The sequence below is a fragment of the Flavobacterium ginsengisoli genome, from assembly GCF_029625315.1.
Taxonomy (GTDB): Bacteria; Bacteroidota; Bacteroidia; order Flavobacteriales; family Flavobacteriaceae; genus Flavobacterium; species Flavobacterium ginsengisoli.
Genome location: NZ_CP121110.1, coordinates 3,126,795 through 3,145,322, shown reverse-complemented (window position 1 = coordinate 3,145,322; position 18,528 = coordinate 3,126,795). Strand labels below are relative to the sequence as shown.

At 32.2% G+C, this 18,528-nt stretch carries 21 protein-coding genes and 3 pseudogenes; 7 read left to right on the top strand and 17 right to left on the bottom strand.

Going from position 1 to position 18,528, the window contains the following annotated elements; genetic code table 11:
- Positions 1 to 57: 57 nt before the first annotated feature.
- Positions 58 to 1,158, top strand: coding sequence for a DUF4407 domain-containing protein (locus P5P87_RS14635; RefSeq protein ID WP_278019742.1), 1,101 nt, complete (start codon positions 58 to 60; stop codon positions 1,156 to 1,158).
- Positions 1,159 to 1,342: 184 nt separating this feature from the next.
- On the opposite strand, the gene P5P87_RS14630 is transcribed toward P5P87_RS14635, so the two are convergent.
- The 8 genes and pseudogenes from P5P87_RS14630 to ruvC all read right to left on the bottom strand — a co-directional run bounded on the left by P5P87_RS14630 (position 1,343) and on the right by ruvC (position 6,520).
- Complete coding sequence (locus P5P87_RS14630) at positions 1,343 to 2,047, bottom strand: PH domain-containing protein (protein ID WP_278019741.1); 705 nt, start codon at positions 2,045 to 2,047, stop codon at positions 1,343 to 1,345.
- A gap of 110 nt (positions 2,048 to 2,157) precedes the next feature.
- Positions 2,158 to 2,526, bottom strand: a complete 369-nt coding sequence (locus P5P87_RS14625; protein ID WP_198854753.1) for an MmcQ/YjbR family DNA-binding protein — start codon at positions 2,524 to 2,526, stop codon at positions 2,158 to 2,160.
- 6 nt (positions 2,527 to 2,532) lie between these two features.
- Positions 2,533 to 2,883 (bottom strand): DUF4260 domain-containing protein, encoded by a 351-nt coding sequence (locus P5P87_RS14620; protein ID WP_198854752.1) that lies wholly within the window; start codon positions 2,881 to 2,883, stop codon positions 2,533 to 2,535.
- Positions 2,880 to 3,281 carry a GNAT family N-acetyltransferase gene (locus P5P87_RS14615; RefSeq protein ID WP_198854751.1) on the bottom strand — a complete coding sequence of 134 codons (402 nt, stop codon included), beginning with the start codon at positions 3,279 to 3,281 and terminating at the stop codon, positions 2,880 to 2,882. The genes P5P87_RS14620 and P5P87_RS14615 overlap by 4 nt, the downstream gene beginning before the upstream one ends.
- 154 nt (positions 3,282 to 3,435) lie before the next feature.
- Positions 3,436 to 4,203, bottom strand: coding sequence for a cyclase family protein (locus P5P87_RS14610; RefSeq protein WP_198854750.1), 768 nt, complete (start codon positions 4,201 to 4,203; stop codon positions 3,436 to 3,438).
- A 51-nt stretch (positions 4,204 to 4,254) separates the two neighbouring features.
- A complete protein-coding gene (locus P5P87_RS14605) occupies positions 4,255 to 4,632 on the bottom strand; it encodes a GxxExxY protein (RefSeq protein WP_198854749.1) in 378 nt (125 codons plus the stop codon).
- Positions 4,633 to 4,748: 116 nt separating this feature from the next.
- On the bottom strand, positions 4,749 to 5,879 hold the full coding sequence (gene hemW, locus P5P87_RS14600; protein WP_278019740.1) for a radical SAM family heme chaperone HemW: 1,131 nt from the start codon (positions 5,877 to 5,879) through the stop codon (positions 4,749 to 4,751).
- Between the two features lie 87 nt (positions 5,880 to 5,966).
- A pseudogene (ruvC, locus tag P5P87_RS14595) lies at positions 5,967 to 6,520 on the bottom strand (crossover junction endodeoxyribonuclease RuvC).
- Positions 6,521 to 6,610: 90 nt separating this feature from the next.
- On the opposite strand from ruvC, the gene P5P87_RS14590 reads away from it, so the two are divergent.
- Positions 6,611 to 7,555, top strand: a complete 945-nt coding sequence (locus P5P87_RS14590; protein WP_278019739.1) for a hypothetical protein — start codon at positions 6,611 to 6,613, stop codon at positions 7,553 to 7,555.
- Entirely contained in the window at positions 7,552 to 8,655 is a 1,104-nt protein-coding gene (locus P5P87_RS14585; protein WP_278019738.1) for a glycosyltransferase family 2 protein, read from the top strand. Before P5P87_RS14590 ends, P5P87_RS14585 begins: the two co-directional genes overlap by 4 nt.
- Positions 8,656 to 8,667: 12 nt before the next feature.
- Here P5P87_RS14585 and P5P87_RS14580 read toward each other — a convergent pair whose 3' ends face one another.
- The gene (locus tag P5P87_RS14580) at positions 8,668 to 9,153 is read right to left on the bottom strand and encodes a hypothetical protein (RefSeq protein WP_198854744.1); all 486 of its coding nucleotides are present in this window, start codon (positions 9,151 to 9,153) and stop codon (positions 8,668 to 8,670) included.
- Between the two features lie 153 nt (positions 9,154 to 9,306).
- On the opposite strand from P5P87_RS14580, the pseudogene P5P87_RS14575 reads away from it, so the two are divergent.
- Positions 9,307 to 9,808, top strand: a pseudogene (locus P5P87_RS14575) (DUF456 domain-containing protein).
- Between the two features lie 274 nt (positions 9,809 to 10,082).
- A complete protein-coding gene (locus P5P87_RS14570) occupies positions 10,083 to 10,580 on the top strand; it encodes a DUF937 domain-containing protein (RefSeq protein WP_278019737.1) in 498 nt (165 codons plus the stop codon).
- 168 nt (positions 10,581 to 10,748) lie between these two features.
- Here P5P87_RS14570 and P5P87_RS14565 read toward each other — a convergent pair whose 3' ends face one another.
- The 7 genes and pseudogenes from P5P87_RS14565 to P5P87_RS14535 all read right to left on the bottom strand — a co-directional run bounded on the left by P5P87_RS14565 (position 10,749) and on the right by P5P87_RS14535 (position 16,130).
- On the bottom strand, positions 10,749 to 11,657 hold the full coding sequence (locus P5P87_RS14565; protein ID WP_278019736.1) for a pseudouridine synthase: 909 nt from the start codon (positions 11,655 to 11,657) through the stop codon (positions 10,749 to 10,751).
- A gap of 202 nt (positions 11,658 to 11,859) precedes the next feature.
- Entirely contained in the window at positions 11,860 to 12,816 is a 957-nt protein-coding gene (locus P5P87_RS14560; protein WP_278019735.1) for a geranylgeranylglycerol-phosphate geranylgeranyltransferase, read from the bottom strand.
- Between the two features lie 60 nt (positions 12,817 to 12,876).
- Positions 12,877 to 13,467 (bottom strand): DUF502 domain-containing protein, encoded by a 591-nt coding sequence (locus P5P87_RS14555; RefSeq protein WP_198854739.1) that lies wholly within the window; start codon positions 13,465 to 13,467, stop codon positions 12,877 to 12,879.
- A gap of 67 nt (positions 13,468 to 13,534) precedes the next feature.
- Positions 13,535 to 14,473 (bottom strand): mevalonate kinase family protein, encoded by a 939-nt coding sequence (locus P5P87_RS14550; RefSeq protein ID WP_111379584.1) that lies wholly within the window; start codon positions 14,471 to 14,473, stop codon positions 13,535 to 13,537.
- 3 nt (positions 14,474 to 14,476) lie between these two features.
- Positions 14,477 to 14,782: a type II toxin-antitoxin system RelE/ParE family toxin gene (locus P5P87_RS14545; RefSeq protein ID WP_278019734.1), complete on the bottom strand. Its 306-nt coding sequence runs from the start codon at positions 14,780 to 14,782 to the stop codon at positions 14,477 to 14,479.
- On the bottom strand, positions 14,782 to 15,000 hold the full coding sequence (locus P5P87_RS14540) for a hypothetical protein (RefSeq protein ID WP_278019733.1): 219 nt from the start codon (positions 14,998 to 15,000) through the stop codon (positions 14,782 to 14,784). Before P5P87_RS14540 ends, P5P87_RS14545 begins: the two co-directional genes overlap by 1 nt.
- 30 nt (positions 15,001 to 15,030) lie before the next feature.
- Positions 15,031 to 16,130: pseudogene (locus tag P5P87_RS14535) on the bottom strand (diphosphomevalonate decarboxylase).
- 152 nt (positions 16,131 to 16,282) lie between these two features.
- On the opposite strand from P5P87_RS14535, the gene P5P87_RS14530 reads away from it, so the two are divergent.
- Together P5P87_RS14530 and P5P87_RS14525 are read left to right on the top strand one after the other, a co-directional pair.
- Positions 16,283 to 16,759: a TspO/MBR family protein gene (locus P5P87_RS14530; RefSeq protein ID WP_198854737.1), complete on the top strand. Its 477-nt coding sequence runs from the start codon at positions 16,283 to 16,285 to the stop codon at positions 16,757 to 16,759.
- A gap of 43 nt (positions 16,760 to 16,802) precedes the next feature.
- Positions 16,803 to 17,783: a tetratricopeptide repeat protein gene (locus P5P87_RS14525; protein WP_198854736.1), complete on the top strand. Its 981-nt coding sequence runs from the start codon at positions 16,803 to 16,805 to the stop codon at positions 17,781 to 17,783.
- On the opposite strand, the gene P5P87_RS14520 is transcribed toward P5P87_RS14525, so the two are convergent.
- Positions 17,767 to 18,474 carry a hypothetical protein gene (locus P5P87_RS14520; protein ID WP_278019732.1) on the bottom strand — a complete coding sequence of 236 codons (708 nt, stop codon included), beginning with the start codon at positions 18,472 to 18,474 and terminating at the stop codon, positions 17,767 to 17,769. The genes P5P87_RS14525 and P5P87_RS14520 overlap by 17 nt on opposite strands.
- Between the last annotated feature and the right edge of the window lie 54 nt (positions 18,475 to 18,528).

Below are 18,528 nucleotides of genomic sequence, written 5' to 3'. Positions count from 1 at the left end.
AGAATTAAATTTTTGGCGCTAAATTTGCCGTATCATCTTAATCAAAAATCATCAATCATGTTAAAACAATTTTTTATTCTATGTTCAGGAGTCGACCGAGACATCCTGAAAGACTGCTCAGAAGGCGAACAAACCAAATATGTTGGTATTGGAGCCACGGTGTTCTTTACAGCAGTAATGGCTTTTCTAGCCAGTGCTTATGCACTTTTTACCGTTTTCGATTCTATTTATCCAGCTTTAATTTTCGGATTTGTTTGGAGTTTACTAATCTTCAATTTAGACCGATTCATTGTTTCTACTATTAAGAAAAGAGATCGTTTCTTAGACGAATTTTTGCAAGCAACTCCGCGTATTGCTTTGGCTATTATTATTGCTATTGTAATTTCGAAACCTTTGGAAATTAAAATCTTCGAAAAAGAAATCAATACCGTTTTGCTTAAAGAGAAAAACGAAATGGAATTGGCCAACAAGAAACAAATTGGAACGTATTTCAAAACAGATTTAGATAAAAATAAAGCTGAGATTGCGGCATTAAAAGCTGATATTGTAAAGAAAGAAAAAGAAGTAAACGATTTGTATTCGGTTTATATTACCGAAGCCGAAGGAACTGCGGGAACTAAGAAATTAGGAAAAGGCCCAGTTTATAAAGAAAAGAGAGAAAAGCATGATGCGGCTCTGAAAGAATTCGAAACGCTGAAAAAGACCAACGAAGCTAAAATTTCCGAAAAAGAAAAAGCAGGCGTACAGCTTCAAGCCGATTTAGACAAAAAGGTTTCGCAAACACAGCCAATCATTGAAGGTTTCGATGGATTAATGGCGCGTATTAATGCATTGAATAAACTGCCTTGGCTGCCATCATTTTTTATTATGCTGTTGTTTCTGGCAATTGAAACATCACCTATTATTGCTAAATTATTAGCACCAAAAGGAGAATTCGACTTCAAGCAAGAAGAAGCCGAAACAGCAATGAAAGCAACATTGGCACAAAATAAATACCAACGTGATTTACTGATAAAAACAAGCGCCGAAATGCATGATAGAGTCTACGCTGACATTGCAGAAGACAAAGGATTATTTGACCTTCAGCGAAAGAATGCAAAAGAATTGCTAGAACTGCAATCGCATAAATTTGTAGAAAAACAGAAGGCGACTTTATAAGTCGAAAGTTGGAAAGTCTAAAGTCATAAAGTCGATGTAGAGACTTAAAAAAAGAAAACCAGAAATAGAATTTCTATTTCTGGCTTTTTTATTTATAAAGAGAAGAAAACTTTAAGACTTTTGACTTTCGGCTTTACGACTTAAAAATACTTTAAGACTTTCGACTTTTGACTTTAAGACTAACCTACATATAGCTTAAAATCTCTTTTTTATAAGCATCATATTCTCCTTGCATGATTAGACCATTGTCAAGAAGTTTTTTGTAATTCTGTAATTTATCAAAAAGTTCTTCTTTAGATAAATCACTTAATCTGCGTTCTCCAGCTGTTTGAGTTGGCTGAGTTGGAAGTGGTTCGTAAGTTTCTGTAACAGCTGGCGCAGCTGGTAAAATTTCAGCAAAGCTAGTTACTTCTTCAGTTTCTATTTCTTCTATTTCGTCTTCAACTTCTGCTTCTTCCACAATTTCTTGAACCGGAGCCGCTGCTTGAACAGGATTTTTTAATAAATCTAATTGTTCTTTAGCATAGGTGTACATTTTTCTAGCCTGAATTTTCGGAATATAATCTATAGAAAGAATCAGGTCAGTATTAGTGCTAAATGAAAATTCAGAACCTAAAATATTTTCTTTTACAAATGAGCTTGTAATATCATCCCAAGTATAATCTGTAAAATTCATTGAAAGACCTAAATTTTTAGGCGTGCAAATAATAATACGTTTATTGGTTAAGATTATACTATCTGGAAAAACAGTAATAGCGGGTTTTTTCTGCACTGCGATATATCCAACCTCTTCGCCTTTCATTAATAAATCTGTAAGTTTCGAAGTGATTTTTTCAATCGCTTTTGGATCTTGTTCTTCGTTCAGAAATTTTTTAAATTGTTCTTTCATGATTGTTATAAGTTGCTAAGTCACACTGTAACTAAGTTGCTAAGATTTTTTTCTAACGATGCAAATGTAATGCCTAATTTTCTAATTGCTTCGCCTGTTCGATAAAAATTTTATCTCGAGTCGGTTATTTCAATTTGAATTTTCTTTGTCAAACTTTTGAAAACTAATTCGTACGAATGATCTATAAGTTCTTTCACGAATTTATCAGGCAAACCTCCGTTTAAAGCCACAGTATTCCAATGTACTTTACTCATATGAAAACCCGGTTGTATCTCGTCATATTCTGCTCTGAGTTCCTGTGCGCGTTCCGGATCACATTTTAAATTTGTCGATTGCTCATTTTTTTCCCATTGCGAAAGAGAAGACAAAGCAAACATTTTTCCGCCTACTTTAAAAACCAGCGTATCTTCATCAAAAGGAAAGTGCTCACTTACTCCTTTTTTCGACAAACAATATTCGTAAAACGTTTCTAAATTCATAATTGTTTATTTGCCAATTTCACCTAAATGTGTGTATTTAAAACCTTTTTCGTATTTGAGACCATAGCCAAAAATACGATCCATTGCAGAATGTGAAAATAAAATAATTCCTGCTAACTGCGCAATTTCAATATTTAAATAACAGCCGGCGGCATAAATTAAAAGTGCTATTCCTTTATGGTGAAAGATGTTGTATAGAAGTGCTCCGATCTTGTTTCCAAAAGCGTAGCCAATCATAGATAAATCGGGAGCTAAAATTAAAACCAAAAACCACCACCATTCATAATTTAAACGGTTGAATAAAAATATTCCGAGAACAAATAAAGCGACTTCCTCAAGTTTTAAAACTGTTTTCATTTTATTATTTTTTCCATCATCTTTTCAGGATGATTCAGTTTTGTAAATCCGAACTTCTCGTATAAAAAGTGAGCGTCGGTAGTTGCTAATCGCCAGATTTTAACTTCTTGCAATTGAGGGTCGTTCATCAGAGCTTCAATTAAAATGGATGAAAACCCTTTTCCGCGATGCTCTTCAGTAATAAAAACATCCATTAAATAAGCAAACACAACATAATCAGTTATGACTCGCGCAAAACCAACTTGTTTACCATCTAAATAAATTCCGAAACAGACAGAAGCATCAATCGTACGTTGGACTTCTTCCATGGTTCGTCCCGCAGCCCAATAAATATCTTTTAAAAAGTTCTGTATAAACGGAACGTCGAGTTTTGTTTTATCTGTAGAAACAGTAATCATATTGTTTAGTTTTTTTGTCACTAATTACACGAATTTGCACTAATTTTTTTGCCACAGATTAAAGGATTAAAATGATTAAATCTGTGCAAATCTTTTTAATCTGTGGCAAAATAAAAAAGAAATTCGTGCAAATTCGTGAAATTCGTGGCAAACCTTAAATCGTATATAAAATTGGTTTTGATGGGCTAGCATCATTTTCAAACGAAGCGATTTGGAGATTTAGGATATAATTTCCGTCTTCAATTTCGTCTGAAACATAAATCATTTCAGTAATTGTAGCATTAAATCTTGCATCTGGATTTACCTTGTGCGTGTCTTTTACATTCCAAAACGCTTTGTGTGCTAATAATTTTCCTTCGTCATGTTCTTTGTCTACACTTGGCAAATCGATCAATAAATGCTGAATTTCGCTTTCGCGGATGAAAATCGCGGCTTCTTCAGACAAATATGGTGGATTTGTATTCGAATATTTTCTTGATTTCTTTTCTTTTTGATTTGGAACTGTTCTTATAATTAAAGCCTCATTTGTCACGCTGAGCGAAGTCGAAGCGCTTAAAGCTTTTTGAACCTGTTCTTTTGTAATCACAAAATCATCTCCAATTTTTTCAGGTTCAACTGTAATTAGTTTAGCAAAAAAGAAAAACTGTTTTAGCGATTGATTAATGCTGTAAAAATCATTCGTAATATGACCTAAACATTCCGTATGCGTTCCGTGTCCATGCGGATTGAAGAAAATATTATTGAAATTAGTAGATGATTTTCCTTCTGAAACTTTACCAATCCAGTCGCCAAAAACTACTGGTTCAATGACCGGTTTTTCAATATACCAAGCAATCGGATTTTCATCTGTATTGGTTAAAGGAATAGAAATATCAATGGGTTTTGATAAGTCAATTTCGAAGTTGTTGATTTTTGCTATCATAATTTAACCGCAAGGTTCGCTAAGGTTTACGCAAAGGTCGCTAGGATTTTATTAAAGATTGTTTGCTATTCTTTTAACTCCATGTTTTAGTAATGCAACATTAAAATTTATTAATAAGCCTAGTTTGCAATTTGTTAATTTTAAGTAAGTCAATAGTTGAGCAAAATGAACTTCATTTAAGCAATCTACAGACTTTATTTCCAAAATTAGTTTATTTTCTACTAAAATATCTAATCGATAACCAACATCTAATTTTACATCTTCGTAAATTAATGGTAGAGCCTTTTGTTTTTCAACTGTCAAGTTAAATTTTTTTAACTCATAAAATAGACATTCTTCATAAGCACTTTCTAAAAGTCCAGGTCCTAAAGTTTGATGAACCTTCAAAGCTGAATGAAACACAATTCGTGATAAATCATTTTCGGGCATAAAATCAATATTTAAAAGCTTCAAATATAATACTTGCGCCTTAAAATATAGATTTATTCCTATAAAAAAATAGATTGCGTTCTTTGCGTAAACCTTAGCGAACTTTGCGGTTAAACTTAACTTTCAACATAAAACAAATCTGAAGCAATTCCATCCGTTAAAAATTTTCCTTTAATCGTGGGTTTTAGAATGTTATTTTCGATCGAAAGTAAATCGTCGTTTAAGAACTTTTGAGATTGTTCTAATAAATAATTCAAATATTCTGAACCGAATTCCTTTTCAATTCTTTCTAAAGAAACACCCCAAATCGTTCGTAATCCTGTCATGATATATTCGTTATAACGATCTGAAATGGTTAGAATTTCTGTTTCAATAGGAAGTTCGTCGTTTTGAATCGCTTTTAAATACAATGAATTATTCGCAATATTCCAGCCTCTTTTTTCGCCATCATAACTATGTGCCGAAGGACCGATTCCGATATATTTTTTCCCCAGCCAATACGCCGAATTGTTTTTAGAGAAATAATTCTCTTTCCCGAAATTGGATAATTCGTAATGAATAAAACCATTCTTTTGCAGCATTTCAACCAAAATTGTAAAATGGTTGGAAGCGACTTCATCTTGTGGTTCTGCAACTTTTCCGGTTTGAATTAATTTGCTTAAAGCTGTTTTTGGCTCAACCGTCAAAGCATAACTCGAAATGTGCGGAACACCAAAATCCAAAGCAGTTTGAATATTCTGCTTCCACATTTCATCACTCAATCCTGGAATTCCATAAATTAAATCCAATGAAATATTGTCAAAATATTTTGTTGCTTCCTCTAAGCATTTTTTGGCTTCTGCCGAATTATGAGCGCGATTCATCATTTTCAAATCCTCTTCATAAAAAGACTGAATTCCGATGCTTAAACGATTTATCGGACTTTTAGATAATTTCAGAATTCGTTCCGCTGACAAATCATCAGGATTGGCCTCAAGCGTTATTTCTGGATTTTCTACAACTTTGTAATTCTTATAAACTTCAGAAATTAAAAAGTTTATTTCATCATTTGACAAAACCGAGGGAGTTCCTCCGCCAAAATAAATGGTTTCTACAATCTCATTTTCAAACTCATTTTTACGCATGCCAATTTCTTTGGCCAATGCCAAAACCATATCGTCTTTCTTTTTCATCGAAGTTGAAAAATGAAAGTCGCAATAATGGCAAGCTTGCTTGCAAAAAGGTATGTGAATGTAAATTCCTGACATTTTTAATTAGATAATTAGAGAATGTGTCAATTAGATAATTTATTTGTTGTCTACAGAATTATCTAATTATCAAATTGGCACATTGACTTATTTTTTCACCCGATCCTCGTTTTGTTTTACAAAAGCATCCCAACCCGAATAGCTTTTTCCCGCGACAACTTTCCCTGAATTGAAGTGATGACAAACCGCAGCTGCCAAACCATCTGTAGAATCGAGATTTTTTGGTAATTCTTTTAAACCCAAAAGCTGTTGCAACATTTTGGCAACTTGTTCTTTGCTGGCATTTCCGTTTCCGGTAATCGCCATTTTTATCTTTTTAGGTTCGTATTCCGTAATCGGAATTCCTCTCGAAAGCCCTGCTGCCATTGCAACACCTTGTGCACGGCCTAGTTTCAGCATCGATTGTACGTTTTTGCCAAAGAAAGGTGCTTCAATCGCAATTTCGTCTGGACAATGTGTTTCAATTAATTCGATGGTTCTTTCAAAAATGATTCTTAGTTTTTGGTAATGATTGTCGTATTTGGACAATTGCAATTCATTCAATTGCAGAAATTCCATTTTTTTATTGATTACTTTAATCAATCCAAAACCCATAATCGTGGTTCCGGGTCAATACCTAATATGATGCGTTCTTGTGTCAAGAGATTGTGGTTTCAAGTTTAAGGTTTCAAGTTTAGAAAATTGACTCATTTTCTCACTTCCTAATTGCCACATTTGATTACTTTTGCGGCATGATTTCAATTCCTCACAAAGCTAAGCAATTCCTAGTTCTTCTGGCCAAACTTTTAATTGTAGGCGGCGCATTTTATTTTATTTATAATCAGCTGGCTAACAATGACAAATTGGACTGGCAGAAGTTTATTGTTTTGTTCAAAAAAAACCAGTCGGTTTTAGGGATTTCGTTTATCTTGCTTTTGAGTGTTTTGAATCGCTATTTTGAGATTTTGAAATGGCAGAATCTGGCTCAAGTAATTCATAAAATATCGGTTTATGAAGCTACAAAACAGGTTTTGGTCGCTTTGACAGCAGGAATTTTTACACCAAATGGAGTAGGAGAGTATGCAGGAAAAGCGTTGTATTACCCAAAATCTGAAACCAAAAGAGTCGTTTTCCTAAACTTAATTTGCAACGGAATCCAAATGATTTTAACCATCATTTTTGGAATTTTCGGATTGCTTTATTTTAATGCACAATTTAATGTAATTACAACCAGAACTGTTTTAATCCTCTTTGGCGGATTTGTATTGCTTCTGATTATTTTATTTTCAATTAAAAAGATAAAAGTAAAGGGCTATTCAATTGAAAAACTAATTCATAAAATCAATGAAATTCCTAAATCCGTTCATCAGAAAAATATCTTTTTAGGCATTTGCCGTTATTTGGTTTTTTCGCATCAGTATTACTTTTTGTTTTTAGGTTTTGATGTTGATTTGCCTTATTTTACTTTGATGGCAGCGATAACATCGGTTTATTTTTTGGCTTCTTCGCTACCGACATTTCAATTTTTGGATTTTGCAGTAAAGGGAAGTGTTGCTATTTATTTCTTCGGAATTTTGGGCGTAAACGAATGGATTGTAATTTTCATCAGTACATTAATGTGGTTTTTAAATGTTGTTCTTCCAGTAGTTTTAGGAAGTTATTTTGTACTTAATTTTAGAACCAAAACAACAGAATGATTTCTGCATTATTTTCGATATTAGCAATTTATGTTTTTAGCATCAGTTTGCTTGTTTATGGATTTTTCAAAGTCAAAAAATATCAAAAAACAGATTTAAAGCTGAAAACAAGTTTTACTATTGTAGTTCCGTTTCGGAATGAAGAAGAAAATCTTCCAAATCTTTTAAACAGCATTTCGAACTTAAATTATCCGACAGATTTATTTGAAGTGATTTTGGTTGATGATAACTCTATAGAAAAATTCCAAGTTTTAAATTCCAAATTCCAAGTTTCGATAATCGATAATATTCGGGTTTCAAATTCTCCTAAAAAAGACGCTATTACCACGGCAATGCAACATGTAAAAACCGACTGGGTTATTACTACAGATGCTGATTGTATTGTTTCTGAAAATTGGCTTTTGACATTTGATAATTACATTCAGGAGAATAAAGTTTCAATGCTTGCAGGTGCTGTAACATACAAATGCGAAAATTCTTTTTTAGATCATTTTCAGCAATTGGATTTAACAAGTTTACAAGGCGCGACAATTGGAAGTTTTGGTTTGAATAATGGATTTATGTGTAATGGAGCCAATTTTGCTTACACAAAGACATTGTTTGAAAGCTTAAACGGTTTTGAAGGGAATGATGAAATTGCCAGTGGAGATGATGTTTTTTTACTCCAAAAAACAATTGAAAAATTTCCAAATGAAGTTCATTATTTAAAAGCTGAAGAAGCAATTGTAATTACAAAACCAACAGAAAATTGGAAATCATTGTTTTATCAAAGAGTACGCTGGGCGGCCAAAACCAGTTCGTATAAAAGTACTTTCGGTAAATTCTTGGGATTGATTGTTTTCTTCGGAAATTTAAGTTTTGTAATTGGATTTTTCTTGTTTCTTTTCGGAGTTTGGTCCTATCCAATTTTTGTGCTTTTTGCTTTTTCTAAGTTTTTTATTGATTTTGTTTTGCTTTTAATAACCAATCAATTTTTGAAGAAAACAAGAATTAAAAGCCTTTTATTAAGCAGTTTGTTATATCCTTTTTTTAGCTCGGCTGTGGCTTTGTATAGTTTGGTCGGTTCTTATGAATGGAAAGGCCGACAGTTTAAGAAATAGCTTTAAATCAAGCTATTTTTCTTCTTTTGCTTTTAGAATAACAGGCAAAATAAACTGTGTTTTTACAGGAATACCACGTTTTATGGCTGGATTTACTTTCGGGAAATCCACAAGACGAGCATGCAGAATACTGTCAATTTTTATGGTATCGTAAGCTACAGAATCTTTAGGAAACTGAGGTTCAAACTTCATAGTAGAGTTTGGAAAAACGGTTACTTTTACTTCGATCGTATCCAATTCTGGATATAAAATCGAAAGAGTATCAACATTTAGTTTTTCTTGAATAAGGCCAGACATTACCTCAAAAAAACATTGCTGGCGAAGCTTTTTATCAGCAATTTTATCACAATCTGGAACAGAGGGATATTCATCAACTTCTTTCCAATTAATTGATTTTAATTCTTTCTGAAGTAACTCTTTTTCAGACGGAACCTGCTTCTCAAAATATTGACAAGAATGAAAAGCTACGCATATAAAAAGAAGAAAAAACTGCCTCAAGATTTTGATGTTGAATGAATGAACAAAAATACGATTTATTTTTCTGAGAAACTTTATTACTATTGGAATCTTAATCTTTGCGAGAATACATTTGGGGATTTGTACAGCAAAGAATAAAATGGTACTTTGTAAGAACAAATTTATCAAAAAAATATGGATTTATTACTGCTCATTTTGGGTTTTATATGTATGATTGTTGGCATTTTTGGAAGTTTTATTCCTGTTCTTCCAGGATTATCGAGCTCTTGGGTAGGATTGCTTTTGCTGTATCTTACCAAAGCTGTTGCAAATAACTATTGGGTTTTAGGAATCACTTTCGTTCTAATGGTAAGCATTACTATATTAGATTATGTAATTCCAGCAAAAGGGACTAAAAAATTTGGAGGAAGTTCTTACGGCGTCTGGGGAACCAACATTGGTTTGATTGTCGGAATTATAGCTCCAATTCCGTTCGGGATTATAATTGGACCCTTTCTAGGCGCTTTAATTGGAGAATTAATATACGATTCCAAAAATCATAAAAGAGCTATAAAAGCAGACTACTGGATCGCTATTAGGATTCATTGCTTCGAGTTTTGTTAATTTTCTGTTTGCAGTCGTTTATTTGGGCATATTTTTAAATATTGTGTGGGAATATCGAAACATTTTATTTTAATTTTATAACATTTTAAGCTTTTTAGCGTTGTTGCAAAAAATAAACATAAAACTTTTCTTAATTTTTTTTCTTTTTTATTTGAGTACGAAAGGGTTGAGTTTACTAGTGTTAAAGCGTTTTTTATGTTAACGGCTGGTTATTAAGAAGGTAAATTTTTAACTTAATTTTTGGAAATGTTAAAATATTTTATATTTTTATCACGATAAACGATAAAAAGCCTCACTTTATCGGTTATTTTAAATAAGTATAAATAATCATTTTTTAAGTTATGAGTATGACCCCAAACCTACAAATTGAACTTAGACGCTTTATTTCTTCTAATGTTGTCTCCAAGTTAAACAAGTTTTATTTTGAGAATGATGCACTTTTAATAAAGGGAATAGACGTCTCGATCGGTACAATTTTAATGGGACTCTACAACAAAGCCGAAGAATCTGATTTTTATTCTGAAATCGTTTCACTAATCCAAGAAGATTCCACTTTTTATCAAGAAGTAGATTTTAATGCAGGCAGAATTTTATCAGTCGACGACTGTTACCGTTTAGAGGGAAATGTTTTACTGAAAGAACTATTCTCTAACAAAAAAGGCAGAATTTCAGAAATGGTTTCAAATGAAGTTGGTATAAAAAGCGAAACCGCTAGAGAAATACTTAACTTTTCAGCATTACTAGTAATGTCTTACTTACGATACAATCTTCAATTGATAGAAAGTTTAAAACTCCTTTTAGAAGACCAAAAAAGAGATATTTTAAACAGCATTCCTCCCGAATAAAAATCATCCTAGGTTTTTCATCTTACGAAACTGTAGAAGATAAAAACCAATCTATCGGAAGATCTATTTTTACCCTTTTCGGACATAATTTCTTTAGTTTCTAAAAAATAAAAAATCCCATTTTCTAGAAGAAAACAGGATTCATTTATAATTTAATTTGAAAAGCGATTACACGTTTTTCAAATTGATAACTTCTTGATCGGTCAAAAAGCGCCAGTTTCCGCGAGGAAGATTCTTTTTGGTCAGTCCAGCAAACGAAACACGGTCAATACGTAATACATTGTATTCGAAAGACTCAAAAATAGAACGTACAACCTTTACGTTGGCAGTACGTAATTTAAGACCAACTTCGCTTTTTGGTTCATTATCAATATAGCTTACTTCTTCAACAAAAACGCGGTGTCCGTCAAGAACTAAACCTTTGCTAATTTTTTCTAAATCTTCAAACTTCAAGTTTTTGTCTAAAGAAACCTGATAGATTTTAGAAGATTTCTGATTTGGTAATGTAAACTTACGAATCATATCAGTATCGTTAGTAAACAATAATAAACCAGTTGTATTCTTGTCCATTCTTCCTACAGGAGCAATTTTTGCATTTGTAGCGCCACGAACAAGCTCTAGAACGTTACGGTATTCCTGACCTTCATCAAGAGCAGTCGTGAAGTTTTTAGGCTTATTCAATAAAATATATTCTTTCTTTTCAGGAGTTAGTGTAACACCGTCAAAATTTACAACATCATTCAGTTTTACCAAATAACCCATTTCGGTAACTACATTACCGTTTACTTTTACGTTTCCAGACTGAATGTAAATGTCAGCATCACGACGAGAACAAACACCAGAATTAGAGATGTATTTGTTCAAACGAATTTCATCTGAAGCCTTCTGTCTCTTTGCAGGCTGATTTTGTTTTCTAAATTTTTCAGTCGCTGCTTCCTGTGCTGCCTTAACTTCAGGTTTTACTTTTTTAGGCCCTTGCGCGCGCTTAGCCATAGGAGGTTTTGGCTTGCTAGAGTTTGGTCTTGAGCTATTTGGTCTAGATCCGCCTCTTTTATTATTGCCTTCCTTGTTGTTCATAGAATCATTAATTTGTGCAAAGATAGTTTTTTCCTGCTAATAAATCTTAAGTTCAATGTTCTTAGATTAATAGCGTTTTATTTTAAGATGTTAAGAAGCAATACAATTGGCTTTTTTGTAATAGATTATTCCGCAGAGATTCACAAAGAATTTCATAGAATTACACAGAAATACTTTGTGAATCTCTGTGGAAGAAAAAAACTTAATAATTAGAAATCAATTCACTACCATGCCATAAGACGCTTGGATTAATCAGAACAATACAGCAAACGCCTGATACAATTAGGAATTTAAGGACATTATGAAGTCTTAGATATTGTTCTTTAGAGTCAGATTTCCATAAATAAATCAAGAAGAAAAGTAAAACTCCAAAGGAGGCATAAAAGTAAATATCCATATAACCAACGTCGTGTATGTTTACTAAAACGTAAACAGGAACGATCGTTAAAATGGTTAAAGCCGTAATGATTTGTTTAGAAATTTTTTCTCCATACAAAACAGGAATTGTTCTATAATCGGTTACTAAATCGCCTTTTAGATTTTCTAGATCTTTAATCATTTCGCGAATTAGCAAAAGTAAAAACAAGAAAACCGCATGCGCAGAAATCACTACAAAATGACTCATATGATTTTCTATTTCTTCAAACGAAATTTTGTTGTAGAAATACAATAAAATGGCAAAAAATGGCGTAACAGCCAGCAATGCAGACATTAGGTTTCCGATAATTGGATACTTTTTGATTTTATGAGAATAAAACCAAATCATGAAAATATAGACAGAAAAGAACAAAAATGCGCGCCAAGAAACGATCGATGCCATAATTACAGCAAGAAAGTTTAAACTAAAGTACACATTCAGCTTTGTTTTCTGACTAACCAAACGATCCAACATCGATTTGTTTGGTCTATTGATTAAGTCTTTTTGGGAGTCGTAAAAATTATTGATAATATATCCTGAAGCAATGGTAATCGCCGAAGCAAAAACAATTAGAAATAAGTAAAAATCTAGTAGAATATCCAACGCTCTAATTTCTGGCGCAAGTATAAAAATTGCCGATAAATACTGTGCTAAAACAATAATTGGAATGTTATAACCTCTAACCACAGAGAACAGACTAACAATTTTCATCATTAAAAGTTTTTGCTGTCTGCTTAACATAAAGTTTGTTTTGAATGGATTAGGTTAGGGAAGTTAAAAGATATTTTTTAATTCAAAAATTTAGAGTTTGTTTTTTAACAATTCTTTAGAACCATAACCCAACTTTCGAATACAGGCTAAGGCTTGTTTTTGGGTTATTTCAATTTCTCGTATGTCTTTTTTTTCTACAAAAACTACCGATCCGCTCCAAGGATTTGGTGCGTCTGGAATAAAAACAGTAAATACATTCTCGCTTATCTGTTCAATCAAAAAGGCAAATTGCCAACCCGCATCTGTTGGCACCATAATTACTTTTAAATCTTCTTTAGATTCAAAACCTAATATATTTTCATTCATGCTTTTCATAAATGAATAGCCAGGAACAAAACTTAAAATACCATCTTCTAATTTCTGAACTAATTTTTCAGCTGCCGCAGTTTTTGCGAGCAATCCAGCAATAAAACAAATTAGAATTATGATTAATATTCCAACAAGTTCCTGGATCGCAAGTCCTAAAACACTAACTTTCGGTAAAGTGCTTACGAGTGGCAGTGTAGTTTTTTGTACAAGACCATATCCTTTTTCTAAAACAATTATTAGTACAACCAATGGTACTAGAAACAGAATTCCACCTAAAAAAGTTGCTTTGATAATCTTTAAAATACTATTCATATTCAGTAACTTTTTTAGGTTAAATTTTTAGGACAGTCTATTCAAATAATTATCGTTTTTTAGGAAATTAAAATTGATAAACAACTTCTAATTTGTAGTCTTTCAAAGAAGCTTTAGCACGTTCTAAATCTTCGGTAAAACCAAGAATATAACCGCCACCGCCAGAACCGCAAAGTTTTAGGTAATAATCGTTAGTATCTATTCCGTGTTGCCAGATTCCGTGAAATTGTTCCGGAATCATTGGTTTAAAGTGATTTAAAACAACTTTAGAAAGCTTTTTAGTATTGGTAAATAATGATTTCATATCGCCGTGTAAAAAGTTTTCTACGCAGGCATCTGTATATTTCACAAACTGGTTTTTAAGCATAGCACGGAAACCTTTGTCTTTTAGGTTTTCCATAAAAATGCTGACCATAGGAGCCGTTTCGCCCACAATTCCTGAATCTAATAAAAACACAGCACCTTTTCCGTCAAAACTCTGAGTTGGGATTCCAGTTGCTTCAATGTTATCTTTAGAATTAATCAGGATTGGAATACTCAAATAGCTGTTTAAAGGATCTAAACCAGAGCTTTTTCCGTGGAAAAAGCTTTCCATTTGAGAAAATATATTTTTTAAGTGTAATAATTTTTCACGAGTAAGATTTTCTAGAACAGTGATTTTATTGGTAGCATATTTATCGTAAATAGCCGCAACAAGTGCACCGCTACTCCCAACACCATATCCTTGCGGAATACTTGAGTCGAAATACATTCCAGTTTCAACATCGTTCTGAAGTGTTTCTAAATCAAAAGTAACCAATTCTGGCTGTTGAGTATGCAATACCTCAAGGTAAGAAGCAAAACTTCTTAAGCTTCTGTTTGATGAAATCGCTTCTTCTGTAGGCTCTTCAGATTTTTTTAAAGCGCCATTGTAAAAGTTATAAGGGATAGAAAGTCCTTTAGAGTCGCGGATAATTCCGTATTCTCCAAAGAGTAATATTTTTGAGTAAAATAGTGGTCCTTTCATGATTTATTTTATGTCTTTCTTTATTTTATTTGGGTTTTGTCTGGTGTCGAAAAATGTTATTATCTCTACTCTTTTTGTACTGAATTTATAATAAATTGTTGTTTGTTTTGACAATACACATTTACGATAGTTTTTATTTAATTCCGATTTAGGGAAAATTTCAGGTTCAATTTGTATTAGATAAATTACTTTGTCGAGATTTGATATAAATTTATTTTTTATTCTTTCTGACCATCGGCCTTCTAAGTATTCAAATAATTCAGATAAATTTCTTTCGGCATTTTTTGAAAAGACTATTGTTCTTTTCATTAACGAAATTTTTTCATCATTTCTTCATATTCGACAAATTCACCACGTTCAATTTGTCTTTCTCCTTCTTCAATTTCTGCTTTTTGCTCATTTGTCAAATCATCCCACCAATCTTTCTGTTCTTTTTTAAAAATTTTTCGAATAGATTTTATGATAATCGGATTTTCAGTTTCTGCTAAAAGTTTTATTAGTTCTAATTTTTCTAATTGAATGTCCATAACCAAAAATTTAACTAAAGATACGGAAAATTATAATGCAATTGCACCGTGTCCAATTTTGTCGCAAATGTATTGACTATTCTGACAAAATACAACTAATTCGTCCTGAATAAATTGAAGTACTTTTTCGCTAACGTTTTCAGGATACAGTACATGGACATTGGCACCGCATCAAGTGTAAAACACAATCGAATCTGGGTTTCATTTCTGAATTTCCAGATTGCATTTATGATTTGAAGCGTATTTGGTTTCATCAAAATGAAATATGGCATCGATGTCATCATCATAGCGTGTAGTGTCAATGCTTCACTTTCTACCACTTTTATAAATTCATTTAGATCTCCGTTTTCAAAAATGGCAATCAATTTATCCAGATTTTCGTGTGCTTGTGCAAAACGTCTTTCAGCATATGGATGATTGTGCATTAAATCATGTCCAACGGTGCTGGAAACTTGTTTTTCGCCTTTGTCAACCAATAAAATAGTATCTTGATAATTCTTGAAGTTCTCATGAATTGTATATGGAAATTCAACTCCAAATAAATCTGTACTTCCTTCAATATTTTCCTGATTTCCCCAAACCACCACATTTCCTTTTACGCTTCGGCAGGCACTTCCAGAGCCTAAACGAGCTAGAAATGAAGCTTTTTGATAAAAATATTCGTCAGTCATTTCAGGATTCAGCTGTTTTTCCAAGCTCATAAAATTCATTGCCAAAGCCGCCATTCCAGAAGCCGAAGAAGCAATTCCTGAGCTGTGCGGAAATGTATTTTGAGTATCGATTGTAAAATGATAGTCTTTCAAAAACGGCAGATAAACCTCAACTCTTTCCAAAAACTTCTGAATTTTTGGTTTGAAATCTTCTTTTGGTTTTCCTTCAAAAAGTAAATCAAAAGAAAAACTATTTGTCCCGCTAAGCGGAGTCGAAGCGTCTTTTTTAGAAAAGGCAAGTTTTGTTATTGTTTTACAGTTATTTAAAGTAAAACTAACAGAAGGATTTGCTGGAATCTGGTTGTCTTTTTTCCCCCAGTATTTTACCAAAGCAATGTTGCTTGGCGCACTCCATTCAAAGTTTCCTTTTTCTATTGTTGAAGTATATGAATTTGGTATAAAATAGGTCGCTGTAAACATGAAAGTATAAATTTTGGCAAAGATAACTTTTTCATTTTTCAACCATATAAGTTATATAAGAAATTATAAGCGGAATTTGCTAAAATGAACTTACATCACTTATATGGTTTAAACTTTTCTTTTGACTATTTTTGAATTCAAAATTTAATACCATGAATAAGTTCGTAAAGATCGCCATAGCATTAGTAATTTGTTTAACAGTAGGATATTCTGCGAGTTTGGTTACAAGACCAAGTATTGAGACTTGGTACATAACGTTGGAAAAACCAGTTTTTAATCCGCCGAATTGGATTTTTATGCCAGTTTGGACAGTGCTTTATATTTTTATGGCAATTGCTGCGGCATTAGTTTGGGATAAAATAAAAGAAAATACAGAAGAAGTAAAAAAAGCATTGCTATTCTTTATAATTCAATTGATTTTAAATTCAATATGGTCTTATTTATTCTTCGGACTAAAAAATCCGATGTTAGCTTTAATCGAAATCGTGCTTTTATGGCTGATGATTTATGAAACGTATTTAAAATTCATCAAAATCAATAAAATTTCGGGTTATTTATTAATCCCATATTTAGCATGGGTTGGATTTGCTACTGTTTTGAATGCCAGTATTTGGTGGTTGAATAAGTAAAATTTTAGGTTCAGGTTTCAGGTTTAATCAATGCGTTTACTTTATGAATACATTAAAGGTTTTTATTACTGTTTTAGTTTTGATATCATTTAAAGCTTTTGCTTGTTTGAATGGTGAAACCAAAATTTTAAAAAATGGAGCTTATGCCTATCAAGATTATGATGGAAATAATCCTCAGGGACATTACTTTTTCAAGGGAGATTTTCCAAGATTGATTATTGAACTTGACAGTTTATATAAGAAGACGAAAGATCTAGATTATCTATCTGATAAAGGATATCTTTTAATTGTTCTGGGAAAATATGATGAAGCTTTAAAATTATATCTTAACATTGAAAAAATTAAACCTAATAGATATTCCACAGCATCTAATTTAGGAACACTTTATGAATTAATGGGTGAAAACCAAAAAGCCTACAATTGGATTAAAAAGTCTATTGTTATAAATCCCAAATCTCATGAAGGATCAGAATGGCTTCACTTGAAAATATTAGAAGCAAAAGTCAAGAATTTAAAGGATGTTTCAGGTCAGTTTTTAATTAATACAAATTTTGGAACTTCACGTGAGCCTAAAACAAAACTGTCTCAAAAAGAGATTGAGGAATTGGCACAATCAATTTATTTTCAGGTAAATGAAAGAATGTCGTTTATAGAGCCAAAAGATAAAATTATTTCTATTCTACTATTTGAACTTGGCAATCTTGCAGAATTGTTAGGAAAAAATAACAGTGCGCTTGAGACTTACAGAACTGCAAGAAATTATGGTTATGAGGGAGATTTGATTGTAGAAAGAATGATCAATAGCGCCCAAGGTGAAATTGACTACTATAGTGAAAGAGCTCAAAGTTACGGTTCTCAACTTCGTGCATTAAGAGAAAGCAAAGGGAACATATATTCAGGTTATATATCTCAAATTGAAACAATTATTATTATCCTTTCGGGAATAATACTAATTTTATTAATTGCTTTTGTTGTGTTTTTTATAAAATGGAGCAAGCGGAAAAAGTCTACTCCAGTTTCTTAAATTCTTCGTTTTTAGTATACAAGAAATCCATAATAGTCAAAACATTTGGGTTCTCCAGAAGCGTTTTTGATTTCGGATCTGAGTCGCAAAAATCAATGAAAAGTTCCTTTTCTTCCGATTTTATTTTTAAATTTTTAATAAAAAAATCGGGAGGGCAATAAGCTATTATCAGTTTCTTAAAACGGTCGTCGGCAACTTCAATTGTTTTCTTCTGCCTACCTTTTAAAGGAAACGAAACTCGAAGAGCTTCTCTAATGGTATTATCATTAACTCCTGTATTCCAGAATAAATCTTTGGCATTTTTACTTATTAATACATCTGCAACGTCATCAGCACTAATCTTAACTTTGTCAAATTCGACCTTAGTTATTACAACTTCATTCAATTCTTCAGGTTTCAAAATCATATTTACAACCATGTTGTTTTGATCTATGTTTTCCTGAGAAATTTTAAATCTTTTAAAGAAATAGTCTTTGGAGTAAAAAAGCAGGCTGTCTTGTGGACGGACTAAAATTGAAAATTCACCTAGCTCATTTGTTCTTGTGCTAGTTTTAGCTGTTTTGTTAATCACCTCTACTTTATTAAGCGGAATGTTTTGCGCAAGAACTTTTCCGTTTAATAGTTTTTCTGTTTGAGAAACGCTGAGCTGATAAGTAAAAATAGAAATTGTGGTAAGTAATTTTACTCTCATGTAGGATTAATTAGTTGAGAGTAAAATTATTAGAATAGTCTTAATGAAAACTTA

Bases quoted from the DNA above. Each gene is read 5' to 3' on its own strand.
- hemW (WP_278019740.1), bottom strand. From the start codon at position 5,879: ATGTCAGGAATTTACATTCACATACCTTTTTGCAAGCAAGCTTGCCAT.
- P5P87_RS14630 (WP_278019741.1), bottom strand. From the start codon at position 2,047: ATGAAAGAACAATTTAAAAAATTTCTGAACGAAGAACAAGATCCAAAA.
- P5P87_RS14590 (WP_278019739.1), top strand. From the start codon at position 6,611: ATGATTTCAATTCCTCACAAAGCTAAGCAATTCCTAGTTCTTCTGGCC.
- P5P87_RS14560 (WP_278019735.1), bottom strand. From the start codon at position 12,816: ATGTTAAGCAGACAGCAAAAACTTTTAATGATGAAAATTGTTAGTCTG.
- P5P87_RS14570 (WP_278019737.1), top strand. From the start codon at position 10,083: ATGACCCCAAACCTACAAATTGAACTTAGACGCTTTATTTCTTCTAAT.
- P5P87_RS14625 (WP_198854753.1), bottom strand. From the start codon at position 2,526: ATGAATTTAGAAACGTTTTACGAATATTGTTTGTCGAAAAAAGGAGTA.
- P5P87_RS14530 (WP_198854737.1), top strand. From the start codon at position 16,283: ATGAATAAGTTCGTAAAGATCGCCATAGCATTAGTAATTTGTTTAACA.
- P5P87_RS14620 (WP_198854752.1), bottom strand. From the start codon at position 2,883: ATGAAAACAGTTTTAAAACTTGAGGAAGTCGCTTTATTTGTTCTCGGA.
- P5P87_RS14585 (WP_278019738.1), top strand. From the start codon at position 7,552: ATGATTTCTGCATTATTTTCGATATTAGCAATTTATGTTTTTAGCATC.
- P5P87_RS14525 (WP_198854736.1), top strand. From the start codon at position 16,803: ATGAATACATTAAAGGTTTTTATTACTGTTTTAGTTTTGATATCATTT.
- P5P87_RS14565 (WP_278019736.1), bottom strand. From the start codon at position 11,657: ATGAACAACAAGGAAGGCAATAATAAAAGAGGCGGATCTAGACCAAAT.
- P5P87_RS14520 (WP_278019732.1), bottom strand. From the start codon at position 18,474: ATGAGAGTAAAATTACTTACCACAATTTCTATTTTTACTTATCAGCTC.
- P5P87_RS14540 (WP_278019733.1), bottom strand. From the start codon at position 15,000: ATGGACATTCAATTAGAAAAATTAGAACTAATAAAACTTTTAGCAGAA.
- P5P87_RS14610 (WP_198854750.1), bottom strand. From the start codon at position 4,203: ATGATAGCAAAAATCAACAACTTCGAAATTGACTTATCAAAACCCATT.
- P5P87_RS14635 (WP_278019742.1), top strand. From the start codon at position 58: ATGTTAAAACAATTTTTTATTCTATGTTCAGGAGTCGACCGAGACATC.
- P5P87_RS14555 (WP_198854739.1), bottom strand. From the start codon at position 13,467: ATGAATAGTATTTTAAAGATTATCAAAGCAACTTTTTTAGGTGGAATT.
- P5P87_RS14550 (WP_111379584.1), bottom strand. From the start codon at position 14,473: ATGAAAGGACCACTATTTTACTCAAAAATATTACTCTTTGGAGAATAC.
- P5P87_RS14615 (WP_198854751.1), bottom strand. From the start codon at position 3,281: ATGATTACTGTTTCTACAGATAAAACAAAACTCGACGTTCCGTTTATA.
- P5P87_RS14605 (WP_198854749.1), bottom strand. From the start codon at position 4,632: ATGCCCGAAAATGATTTATCACGAATTGTGTTTCATTCAGCTTTGAAG.
- P5P87_RS14545 (WP_278019734.1), bottom strand. From the start codon at position 14,782: ATGAAAAGAACAATAGTCTTTTCAAAAAATGCCGAAAGAAATTTATCT.